Origin of the sequence: Mesorhizobium sp. WSM4307 (assembly GCF_007003945.1) — a bacterium.
In the GTDB taxonomy this organism is placed as follows: Bacteria; Pseudomonadota; Alphaproteobacteria; order Rhizobiales; family Rhizobiaceae; genus Mesorhizobium.
Genome location: NZ_VFTB01000011.1, coordinates 87,974 through 98,014 on the forward strand (window position 1 = coordinate 87,974; position 10,041 = coordinate 98,014).

Annotated in this window: 11 protein-coding genes; 4 read left to right on the forward strand and 7 right to left on the reverse strand. The window is 63.1% G+C overall.

The window, feature by feature from the left end; genetic code table 11:
• Window positions 1-33 precede the first annotated feature (33 nt).
• Window positions 34-1,023: an AraC family transcriptional regulator gene (locus tag FJV83_RS25985; protein ID WP_185973410.1), complete on the reverse strand. Its 990-nt coding sequence runs from the start codon at window positions 1,021-1,023 to the stop codon at window positions 34-36.
• A 161-nt stretch (window positions 1,024-1,184) separates the two neighbouring features.
• Between FJV83_RS25985 and FJV83_RS25990 the strand changes: the two genes are divergently transcribed.
• Window positions 1,185-3,020 carry a monovalent cation:proton antiporter-2 (CPA2) family protein gene (locus FJV83_RS25990; protein ID WP_142886242.1) on the forward strand — a complete coding sequence of 612 codons (1,836 nt, stop codon included), beginning with the start codon at window positions 1,185-1,187 and terminating at the stop codon, window positions 3,018-3,020.
• Window positions 3,021-3,035: 15 nt separating this feature from the next.
• On the forward strand, window positions 3,036-3,581 hold the full coding sequence (locus FJV83_RS25995) for a DUF924 family protein (RefSeq protein WP_142886243.1): 546 nt from the start codon (window positions 3,036-3,038) through the stop codon (window positions 3,579-3,581).
• Between the two features lie 3 nt (window positions 3,582-3,584).
• On the opposite strand, the gene folK is transcribed toward FJV83_RS25995, so the two are convergent.
• Genes folK through folP form a run of 3 tightly spaced genes read right to left on the reverse strand, consistent with a single transcriptional unit; the run spans window position 3,585 to window position 5,295 of the window.
• A complete protein-coding gene (gene folK, locus FJV83_RS26000) occupies window positions 3,585-4,097 on the reverse strand; it encodes a 2-amino-4-hydroxy-6-hydroxymethyldihydropteridine diphosphokinase (protein ID WP_142886244.1) in 513 nt (170 codons plus the stop codon).
• On the reverse strand, window positions 4,081-4,440 hold the full coding sequence (gene folB, locus FJV83_RS26005; protein WP_095775359.1) for a dihydroneopterin aldolase: 360 nt from the start codon (window positions 4,438-4,440) through the stop codon (window positions 4,081-4,083). Before folB ends, folK begins: the two co-directional genes overlap by 17 nt.
• 3 nt (window positions 4,441-4,443) lie before the next feature.
• Window positions 4,444-5,295 (reverse strand): dihydropteroate synthase, encoded by an 852-nt coding sequence (gene folP, locus FJV83_RS26010; RefSeq protein WP_142886245.1) that lies wholly within the window; start codon window positions 5,293-5,295, stop codon window positions 4,444-4,446.
• Between the two features lie 99 nt (window positions 5,296-5,394).
• Here folP and FJV83_RS26015 point away from each other — a divergent pair, with 99 nt between their 5' ends.
• Window positions 5,395-6,015, forward strand: coding sequence for a DUF922 domain-containing Zn-dependent protease (locus FJV83_RS26015; RefSeq protein ID WP_095775357.1), 621 nt, complete (start codon window positions 5,395-5,397; stop codon window positions 6,013-6,015).
• Between the two features lie 217 nt (window positions 6,016-6,232).
• The gene (locus FJV83_RS26020) at window positions 6,233-7,726 is read left to right on the forward strand and encodes an MDR family MFS transporter (protein ID WP_246691924.1); all 1,494 of its coding nucleotides are present in this window, start codon (window positions 6,233-6,235) and stop codon (window positions 7,724-7,726) included.
• 9 nt (window positions 7,727-7,735) lie between these two features.
• Here FJV83_RS26020 and FJV83_RS26025 read toward each other — a convergent pair whose 3' ends face one another.
• From FJV83_RS26025 to FJV83_RS26035, 3 genes are all read right to left on the reverse strand, one after another.
• A complete protein-coding gene (locus FJV83_RS26025) occupies window positions 7,736-8,767 on the reverse strand; it encodes an NAD(P)/FAD-dependent oxidoreductase (protein WP_095775356.1) in 1,032 nt (343 codons plus the stop codon).
• 317 nt (window positions 8,768-9,084) lie between these two features.
• Window positions 9,085-9,405 carry a 2Fe-2S iron-sulfur cluster-binding protein gene (locus FJV83_RS26030; protein WP_010909663.1) on the reverse strand — a complete coding sequence of 107 codons (321 nt, stop codon included), beginning with the start codon at window positions 9,403-9,405 and terminating at the stop codon, window positions 9,085-9,087.
• 99 nt (window positions 9,406-9,504) lie between these two features.
• The gene (locus tag FJV83_RS26035; RefSeq protein WP_032930394.1) at window positions 9,505-9,873 is read right to left on the reverse strand and encodes an Hpt domain-containing protein; all 369 of its coding nucleotides are present in this window, start codon (window positions 9,871-9,873) and stop codon (window positions 9,505-9,507) included.
• Window positions 9,874-10,041 lie beyond the last annotated feature (168 nt).

The following is a 10,041-nucleotide window of genomic DNA, read 5'->3' on the forward strand; positions in this document are numbered from 1 at the left end:
TTCATAACCGAGTCCGGTCGGATGAAATGTATCTTAGAATCCGAAATTCATGTCTATTCGTCCGGGAATTGTGCGGCGCACAACGCCAGGGGAGACATTGGTGATGCGCTTGAAGGCGCGAGCGAAGGATGCCTCGGAATCATAGCCCAAGCGGGTAGCAACCTCGGCCACCGACAAACCGTTTTGCCCCAACAACTCGCGGGCAAGCTGCATGCGCAAACGGGCGAGATAGTGTGCCGCGCCTTCTCCCAATACAGCGCTGAAGCGCTCGGCGAAAATGGAGCGCGACTGGCCTGCCAGGCTGGCGAGGCTTTCGAGCGTCCAGTTATGGCCGGGGTCTTTGTGCATGGCTGCCAAAGCGCGGCCAATATTGGGGTCGCGGATGGCGGCGAGCCAACCGGTCGTCGAAGCTCCCGTGCAATTGACCCAGCAGCGAATGAGCCGGGCTGTCAGCAAGTCCGCCATACGCGACAAGATGGTGGCGCTGCCCATCTGCGGTTGCGCGGCCTCCGCGGTCATGGCCGCCAGCAAAGGACCAATGACCGGGTCATTGCCGGCCACGTCGCAACCCTTGATGATAGGCGGCATCAGCGTGATCAACGGGTTCAACGCATAGGCGCCCAAGGCCATTGAGCCGCAGAAAAGGGCGCTTGTCGCGCCCGTGCCTTCCCGTACGACTTCGCAGACGTTGCCCCCCAACTTGGTCACCCGGCAATCATCGATCGAGCCGCCTGCAACGTCTGGCGCGCTGGCCAGCCGATGGGTGATGCCTTGTGGCAGCAGCACCAGATCGCCATCGCGCAGCTGCTGCCAGTCTTGCACTTCGGTGTGGATCCAGCATGGACCCTGACCGACAAAGTGAAAACGAAGCAGCGATTGTTGCGGAAATTCTATGCTCCAAGGATGTCGGAGCTCGCAGCGGCCATAATTGACGCCACTCAGGCGAAAGTCTTGCAGGACTTCGCTGAGCGCATCCATCGGAATATGTGGCGCGGGAGACGGCCAGGACGAATGATCAGTCATCACGTCAATATACATACCAATCGTCCGACGGGCAAGCGGAGACCGTTGTTCCACCAGGGGACACGCTTTGTCGGCACCCTACCCGTCCTGGCAGGTTCCCTGGCCTTGCCTCCTGCTCCAACTGCATGCAAGGACTGCTGAAGGACATAGGGACAAGAGGCATGGCAGCGGAAACATCAGGCGGCGATCTCATTCAGGTGGTGGCGCTGCTTGCCGCGGGGGTCGTCGCCGTCCCCATCTTCAAACGCATGGGCCTCGGCTCGATCCTGGGCTATCTGGCGGCCGGCGTGGTGATCGGCCCGTTTGGTCTTCGTATCTTTTCCGAATCGGGAGCCATCCTCCACGTCGCCGAACTCGGCGTCGTCATGTTCCTGTTCATCATCGGGCTGGAAATGCAGCCGTCGCGGCTTTGGGGCCTGCGGCGCGAAATCTTCGGGCTCGGTGCGCTGCAGGTCGGAGTCTGCGCGGTCCTGTTGACCGGCGTGGGAATGGCCGGCGGTTTTCCGGTCTCGCAATCCTTCGTCGCCGGCGCCGGTTTCGTGCTGACCTCGACGGCGATCGTCATGCAGCTTCTCGAGGAACGCGGCGACATCGCCTCGCCGAAAGGCCAACGCATCGTCTCCATCCTGCTGCTGGAAGATCTGGCCATCGTGCCGCTGCTGGCCCTGATCGCGTTCCTGGCGCCGGGCGGCGCCGACACCAGCCTGTCGGAACGGCTGACCGAGGTCGGCATCGGCCTTGCCGCGATCGTCGGACTGGTGCTGGCGGGGCGCTATCTGCTCAACCCGTTCTTCCGCATCCTGGCGGATGCCCGTGCCCGCGAGGTGATGACGGCCGCGGCACTGCTGGTGGTGCTTGGATCGGCGCTTGCCATGCAGCTCAGCGGCCTGTCGATGGCGATGGGCGCGTTCCTGGCCGGCGTGCTTCTGTCGGAATCGACCTTCCGCCATCAACTGGAAGCCGATATCGAGCCGTTCCGCGGCATCCTGCTCGGCCTGTTCTTCCTTGCGGTCGGCATGTCGCTCGACCTGCTTGTGGTCGCCGCGAACTGGAAGCTGATCGCCATCTATGTCGTCGCCTACATGATCATGAAGGCGCTCGGCATCTACATCGTCGCCCGCATCCTCAAGACCGGCCATCGCGAAGCCTTGGAACGCGCGGTCTTCATGGCGCAAGGCGGCGAATTCGCCTTCGTCCTCTACTCAGCCGCCGCCGCCGTCGGCATCATCGACAACCAGGCCAACGCGATGCTGACGGCGATCGTCATCATCTCTATGGTGCTGACGCCGCTGGCGATCATCGCCTTGCGCTATGTCACCCCGCGCGACGAGCAGTCGCTCGACGGCGTCGACGTCGCCGACGGACTGACCGGCAGCGTGCTGATCATCGGTTTCGGCCGCTTCGGCCAGATCGCCAGCCAGCCGCTGCTGCTGCGCGGCATCGATGTGTCGATCATCGACAACGATGTCGAGATGATCCAGGCGGCCGCCGACTTCGGCTTCAAGGTCTATTATGGCGATGGCACCCGGCTGGATATCCTGCACGCGGCCGGCGCCGGCCGGGCGCGCGCCGTGCTGATCTGCGTCGACAAGGCCGATGCGGCCGTTCGCATCGCCCAGTTGATCAAGGCCGAATTTCCGCTGCTCACCGTGCTTGCCCGGGCTTTCGACCGCGGCACCGCGCTGCAGCTCATTCGCGCCGGCGTCGACTATCAGCTGCGCGAGACCTTCGAATCGGCGCTGGTTTTCGGCGGCTCGGCCCTGGAATCGCTTGGCGTTGATCCCGAAGACGTGGCGGAAACGATCGAGGACGTCAGGCGTCGCGACACCGACCGTTTCGAAACCCAGCTCGCCGAAGGCATTCGCGCCGGCCAGCGCTTCCTGCGTGGCAATATCGGCACGCCGATTCCCACACCGCTCTCCACGCCGCGCCGCCCCGGTCAGGCCCTCAACGAGGAGACGGCTGGCGTTCTGCACAAATCCGAAACAGCCGATTGAACCAAGGAATCATGCATGGAATTGGACAGCGGAGCCCTGTCGGTCACCAAATTCTGGCGCGACGCCGGCGAGGATGCTTGGTTCGAGAAGAGCGACGCTTTCGATGCCGATTTCCGCGATCGCTATCTCGACCTGCACTATGCCGCGGCACGGCGTGAGTGCGACGCCTGGTCGGGCCATGCCGAAGGTTCGCTGGCGCTGATGATCCTGCTCGACCAGTTTCCGCGCAATTGCTTCCGCGGCACCGGCCACATGTATGCCACCGATCCGCTGGCGAAGCACTTTGCCCATAAAGCGGTCGCTGCCGGGCATGACCTGGCGCTGGAACCGGAAGTCCGCGTGTTCCTGTATTTACCGTTCGAACATGCGGAAAACCTTGCCGACCAGGACATTTCGGTCGAGCTGCACACCGCCAGGGCAGAGTTCAACCTGAAATACGCACTGGAGCATCGCGACATCATCCGCCGCTTCGGGCGGTTTCCGCATCGCAACAGGATGCTTGGCCGCGAGACGACACCGCAGGAGCAGGCGTTTCTCGACGAAGGCGGATTTTCCGGCTGATAGCTAGGTCAGCCACCAGTCCCGGCCGGACGGCAACCGCTCGATTCCGGCGGCGTCGACAGCGCCGAGCCGTTCCGACACGCTTCTCCCGCCGACGGCAAGATCCGGCGCGATTTCGGCCAGCGGCGCCAGGACGAAAGCGCGCTCCAGCATACGCGGATGAGGCACTTCCAGACCGGTCTCATGGATGACGCGGTCACCGAACACCAGAATGTCGATATCGATCAGGCGCGGCCCCCAGCGCTCCTCGCGCACCCGCTTCAGCTTCCGCTCGGCGTCGAGGCAGAGGTCGAGCAGCGCCCGCGGCGAGAGCCGGGTCGACAGTTCGGCGGCGGCGTTGAGGAAATCCGGCTGATCGAGCTTGCCCCAGGGCGGAGTGCGGTAGAGCGACGAAACGGCGGTGACGCGCGTGCCCGCATCGGCGTCGAGAATGCGCAGCGCCGCCGCCATCGAGGCCGCCGGATCACCCAGATTGCCGCCGAGGCTGAGGAAGACGGTGTTACTCCGGCCAGACAACGGTCACCTCGACATGATCGAGCACGCCAGGCACCGGCGCGTTCGGCTTGCGCACGGTGATTTCGGCCCTCTTGATCTGCGGAAACCGCTCCGTCAGCGCCTTTGCCACTTCCATGGCCAGGGCTTCGATCAGGAAGCGCCGCTTCCCGGTGATGATCTTCTCGATCACCGTGAAGGCAATGCCGTAGTTGACGGTTTCCTCGATCGCGTCGTCGACAAGCGCGCGCCCGGGTTCGACCGACAGCACCGCGTCGACATAGAAACGCTGGCCAAGGGCTTCCTCCTCGTCGAGCACGCCATGCCGTGCAAAGAAGGCGCAGTTCTTCAGGCGGATGACATACATGGCTCAGCGTTCCGATGCGGCGGTTTCAAGCGCCAGCATAGCATCCGCCACGGCCAGCGCGTCCACGTTGATTGCGACATCATGGACGCGAAACAGATGCGCGCCCTTGAGCCTGAGAATGACGCTGGTCGCCGCCGTTCCGGCCGCCCGGTCTGCCGCATCGCGGCCGGTGACGGTGCCGATGAAGCGTTTTCGCGAGGTGCCTGCCATCAGCGGAAAGCCAAGCGCATGGAGCTCGGAAAACCGCGCCATCAGGTCGAGATTTTCCTCAGCCGTCTCCTTGGCGAAGCCGAAACCTGGATCAAGCACGATGCGATCGTCCGCAATGCCGTTACGACGGGCGATCTCCAGGGATTTTTCCAGGAACGCAAACTGGTCCGCGATCACGTCGGTCAGCTTCTCGCGATCCCGCCCGGTATGCATGATGATGAGCCCGGCTCCGGTTTCGGCGGCGACCCGCGCGATGTCGGGCTCGCGCTGCAGGCCCCAGACATCGTTGACGATATGCGCGCCGGCAGCCACGGCCAGCCGCGCTGTGTCTGCGCGATAGGTGTCGACCGAAATCAGCACGTCACCGGCGCGCACCAGCGCCTCGATCACCGGCAGGACGCGCGCCTGTTCCTCGCTGGCCGAGATGGCGGCGGCACCCGGCCTGGTCGATTCTCCACCGACATCGATGATCCGTGCCCCTTCCTCGATCATCCGGCGCGCCTGGGTCAGCGCCGCTTCGGGCGCAGCGAACAGTCCGCCGTCGGAAAAGCTGTCGGGAGTGACGTTGAGGATGCCGACGACCACGGCCTTGCCGCCAAGGTCGAGATAACGTCCATGCGCCAGCTGCCATCGCCTCGCCGTCATTGCTCATCAACCATGGGCTCATCAACGATGTGTGATCCGCAAAGGATCAATTCCGTTGCGCCGGCAACGGCCGTAACGCAAGGTGGGTAGAGAGGCAATATGATGAAACGATCCCTGCTTTGCGCGCTACTGCTTGCCGTGACCGCTGTTCCGGCGGGCGCGGCCAATCTCCTCAAGACATACAGCTATTTTTCCATTGGCGGCAGCACGCTCGAAGACATCGAGACGCAGCTCTCCAAACATGGGCCGCAGGTCAAAAGCACGGGCTCGCGCCACCCCGGCGCCACCCAGATGGCCTTCACCACCCGGATCAGCTACGCCAGGCAGGCTGGCTCCTGCCGGATCGCCGACGCCGCCGTGACGGTCAAGGTCAAGGTGATCCTTCCGGAATGGCGCCGCCCGCGCAAGGCGGATCCCGACGTGAAGCTGTTCTGGGACACGCTGTCGGCCGACATCAAGCGCCATGAAGAACGCCATGTCGAGATCGCCAAGAACTATGGCCGCGAGCTGGAAAACGCGCTGAAGGCGACCTACCCGCGGACGGATTGTGCTGCGGCCAAGGCCAAGGCGGCCGAGATCACCGCCGCCATTCTCGCCAGGCACGACCGCGCCCAGGTGCAGTTCGATCGCGTCGAGAGCGTCAATTTCGAAAGCCGTATCCTGCGGCTCATGCGCTACCGCATCCAGCGCATCGAGAACGGCCGGCTGCCACCTGGCTGAATTTCATCGGCGCACTCGATGGCGCCGGTGCAAGCCAACCGGGCCGAAGCATAGTGCCAGCGTCGGAAAACTTTCGAACGGCGGTCGAAATCGGCCTAAACGGAACGACATATCACGGGTTGGCAAGTACAATCCTCAAGGCACGAGCACCACGACCGATCGCGCGGCGAACGCGTCAGGCAAGCCCAATCGTCGACCCGGATCGCGCGCAAAACACATGGACAAGACTATGGACCAGGCTGTCGACAAGCAGACCATACCGGCTGCCGCCACACCGCTGACCGAAAGCGAGAAGAACGCCATCATCGGCGGCGTCCTTCTGTCCATGCTGCTGGCGGCGCTCGACCAGACCATCATCGCACCCGCCATGCCGACCATCGCGCGAGCGCTCGGCCACGCCGAATATCTGCCCTGGATGGTCACCGGCTATCTCCTGACCGCCACCGCCGTGGCACCGCTCTACGGCAAGATTTCCGACGTCTATGGCCGCCGCCCGACCGTCTACGCGGCGATCCTCATCTTCCTCGCCGGATCACTGGTCAGCGCCATGGCCCCCAACATGTTCGTGCTGGTGATCGGGCGCGCGATCCAGGGTGCCGGCGGCGGCGGCCTGTTTGCGCTGGCGCAAACCGTCATCGGCGACCTCGTGCCGCCGCGCGAACGCGCACGCTATGCGGCCTGGGTGTCAGGCACCTGGGCCGTCGCCAGCATTGCCGGGCCACTGCTGGGCGGCACCTTTGCCGAGCATCTGCACTGGTCGCTGATCTTCTGGATCAACATTCCGCTTGGGCTTTTGGCCATGGCGATCATCAACAAGCCGCTGAAGAAGCTGCCGATCGCAGCCAAACATCACCGCATCGACGGGTTGGGCGCCGTGCTTCTGGTTATCGCCACGGCCCTTCTGCTTCTGGCGCTCAACTGGGGTGGCAGCACCTATCCCTGGTTTTCCCACGAAATCCTCGGGCTGGTGGCCGGTTCGGCCGTGTTCTGGGCCCTGTTCGCACTGAGACTGATGAGGGCCGCCGAACCGCTGATCTCGCTTGAAGTGCTGGGCAATCCGATCGTGCTCGCCGGTGCGCTGTCGATGTTCCTGCTGCAGGCGGCCAATATCGGCGCTTCGGTCTACTTGCCGGTCTATCTGCAAACCGTCATCGGGCTTTCCGTCAGCGAATCGGGAATGGCCATGCTCGGCCTTTTGCTCGGCACGGTCGCCGGTGCCGCCACAAGCGGCCGCCTGATCCCCCGCTTCGTGCACTACAAGCGCATCGCCATGATCGGCATCGCCTTGGCCATTGTCAGCATTGGCGTGCTCAGCGCCATTGCTGGACACGCCTCGCTGCTCGAGGTCGAGATCCTGACAACCCTGATCGGCCTGGGCAGCGGAACGACATTCCCGGTCGCGACCGTCTCTGTCCAGAACGCCGTCGATCGAACCCATCTCGGGGTTGCGACAGGCGTGCTGACCTTCCTGCGCACGCTGGGTGGCGCGCTGGGCGTCGCCCTGCTCGGCGCGGTCGCGCTCGGCTATGGCCTGCCGCTCACCGCCGAGGGTTCGCAGACACATGTCCAGCTGGCATCAGCCTTGCCGTTCGTGATGATCTTCATCACCGCCGGCATCACCCTGGTGCTGGCGCTCGTCGCCATGATGCTGATGCCGGAAAAGGCGCTGCGCGGACGCGACGAAGCGGTTGCGCCCGTCCTCGCGGAATAGGAGCGGTCTTTACTCCACCACGCCGAGCTTCTTCTGCAGGCTGGTCGACGAGGTCGTGTATTGGAACACGATCCGCTCGCCGGGGCTGACGATGCGCTTGGCCGCCTGCGCCATCAGCGCCACTTCATGGAAGCCCGACAGGATCAGCTTCAGCTTTCCCGGATACGAGTTGATGTCGCCCACCGCGAAAATGCCGGGCACCGATGTCTGAAATCTCTCGGTGTCGACCGGAATCAGGTTCTCGTGGAGATTGAGCCCCCATTCCGCGATCGGCCCGAGCTTCATCGTCAGGCCGAAGAAGGGCAGCATGCGTGTGCATGGCACTTCGATATCGCCTTCCGGACCACCCTTGATGGTGGCCGATGACAGCTGGCCGTCGGCGCCGGTCAGGCCGGTCACCTGGCCGACCTTGAACGCAAGCTGCTTCATCTCTTGCATGGCATACATTTTGTTGACGCTGTCGGGCGCCGCGCGGAATTCAGGGCGCCGGTGGACCAGCGTCACGCTTTTTGCCACCGGCTGCAGGTTCAGTGTCCAGTCGAGCGCCGAGTCGCCGCCGCCGACAATGACAAGGTCGTGGCCGCGAAAATCCTCCATCCGGCGCACCGAATAGAAGACGCTCTTGCCTTCATAGGGCTCGATGCCCGGGATCGGGGGGCGTTTGGGTTGAAACGAGCCGCCGCCGGCGGCGATCACCACCACCTTGGCCTCGAACACCTCGTTCTCGTCGGTGGTGACGCGAAAGCTGCCATCCTCCAGTTTCTGGAGGCTGGAGACCATGCGGTTGTAGGTGAAGTCAGGCTTGAACGGATGGATCTGCTCGAGCAGCTTGTCGACCAGCCCTTGCGCCGAAATCGAGGGCCAGCCGGGAATGTCGTAGATCGGCTTTTCCGGATAGAGTTCCGCGCATTGGCCGCCGGGTTTGTCGAGGATATCGATCAGGTGGCATTTCATGTCGAACAGGCCGAGCTCGAACACGGCGAAAAGGCCGACAGGCCCTGCCCCGACAATGAGAACATCCGTCTTGATTGTTTCGGTCATGCGATGTGGTCCCCTTGGGAATGGGGCGAGACTGCATGAGCCGTGGCCTGCTGCCAAGCAGCCAATGTCAAAGAAATTGGAACGTCGCCGAAGGCATATTGAGATTCAGGTCAGGCCGAGCCGGAGTCGAAGACGGCGCGAAGCGACCAAACAGGGTTGATACCGAGAACCGGAGCGCAACGTACTTTTCATATGCGAGTACCGGCCTACCCGGGCCATAGCCCTAGCTGCCACGATCCCTCGTCAAGTGCTTCGGCCGGCGAAGGCCGGAGGAAGCCGCCGTTTGCAGGCCGGCATCACCCGAATATCAACACGCCCTAGCCCTGGCGCTCCGGCACCCGCACCACCAGGCCGTCAAGCGCGTCGCGTACCTTGATCTGGCAGGACAGACGCGAGTTCGGCTGGACGTCGTAGGCGAAGTCCAGCATGTCCTCTTCCATCGCTTCCGGCTCGCCCACTTCCGCCGTCCAGGCCTCGTCGACATAGACATGGCAGGTGGCGCAGGCGCAGGCGCCACCGCACTCCGCCTCGATCCCCGGCACGGCGTTGCGGATGGCGTTTTCCATGACCGTCGAGCCGTTTTCGGCGTCCACGTCGAATTGTGTGCCGTCATGGGCGATGAAGGTCAACTTGGTCATTTGTCACCTGAAGGGAGTTTCCGCCGAGATAATCACTCCGGCAGACAAGTCAACTGCCGTGCGAAAGCGCCGCTCGGTGACGTTTTTCCACAAACCGGGTCAGCGATTGATGGCGGCGATGAAATCGCGCACTTCGTCGATCAGTTTGCCGAGCCGCTTGAGGGTCTGGCCGTCTTCCGGCTGCCGCTCGATCTCAGTGGCACAATCGGCGATGGCGAAGGCGCCAACGCCGCGAGCAGACCCTTTCAACCCATGCGCAAGCAGAAGCCGGTCCTTGAGATCGGCATCGACAATTTTGTCGCGTACCGACAGCGCCTGCTGTACAAACAGCGCCAGCACCTCTTGCTCGAGGGCGCGGTCGCCCATCGTTTGCCGGGCAAGGTGTGCCAAATCGACTGGTCGGGACTGCCTGGTTCCCGAGACGTCGCCTCCGGGCATTGAAAAGGCAATGCCGCTTTCGCCACGCATGAACTCGAACTCCGTTTTCTTCGGCCGCCTGAAAAACTAGGCGAATCCAATGGACAACGGGTTAATGAATGGCCCGGAAAAATGTTGCGAAAGCGGCGCACGGATCACGGTTCCGTTAACCTTATATTTAAAGTTTTACGTATCCCGCGGAATGCATGTTTTCTTTAC

What these genes read in the sequence shown, in the direction of transcription:
- FJV83_RS25985 (WP_185973410.1), bottom strand. Translation starts at nt 1,023, where the DNA reads ATGACTGATCATTCGTCCTGGCCGTCTCCCGCGCCACATATTCCGATG.
- FJV83_RS25990 (WP_142886242.1), top strand. Translation starts at nt 1,185, where the DNA reads ATGGCAGCGGAAACATCAGGCGGCGATCTCATTCAGGTGGTGGCGCTG.
- FJV83_RS25995 (WP_142886243.1), top strand. Translation starts at nt 3,036, where the DNA reads ATGGAATTGGACAGCGGAGCCCTGTCGGTCACCAAATTCTGGCGCGAC.
- folB (WP_095775359.1), bottom strand. Translation starts at nt 4,440, where the DNA reads ATGTATGTCATCCGCCTGAAGAACTGCGCCTTCTTTGCACGGCATGGC.
- folP (WP_142886245.1), bottom strand. Translation starts at nt 5,295, where the DNA reads ATGACGGCGAGGCGATGGCAGCTGGCGCATGGACGTTATCTCGACCTT.
- FJV83_RS26015 (WP_095775357.1), top strand. Translation starts at nt 5,395, where the DNA reads ATGATGAAACGATCCCTGCTTTGCGCGCTACTGCTTGCCGTGACCGCT.
- FJV83_RS26020 (WP_246691924.1), top strand. Translation starts at nt 6,233, where the DNA reads ATGGACAAGACTATGGACCAGGCTGTCGACAAGCAGACCATACCGGCT.
- FJV83_RS26025 (WP_095775356.1), bottom strand. Translation starts at nt 8,767, where the DNA reads ATGACCGAAACAATCAAGACGGATGTTCTCATTGTCGGGGCAGGGCCT.
- FJV83_RS26030 (WP_010909663.1), bottom strand. Translation starts at nt 9,405, where the DNA reads ATGACCAAGTTGACCTTCATCGCCCATGACGGCACACAATTCGACGTG.
- FJV83_RS26035 (WP_032930394.1), bottom strand. Translation starts at nt 9,873, where the DNA reads ATGCGTGGCGAAAGCGGCATTGCCTTTTCAATGCCCGGAGGCGACGTC.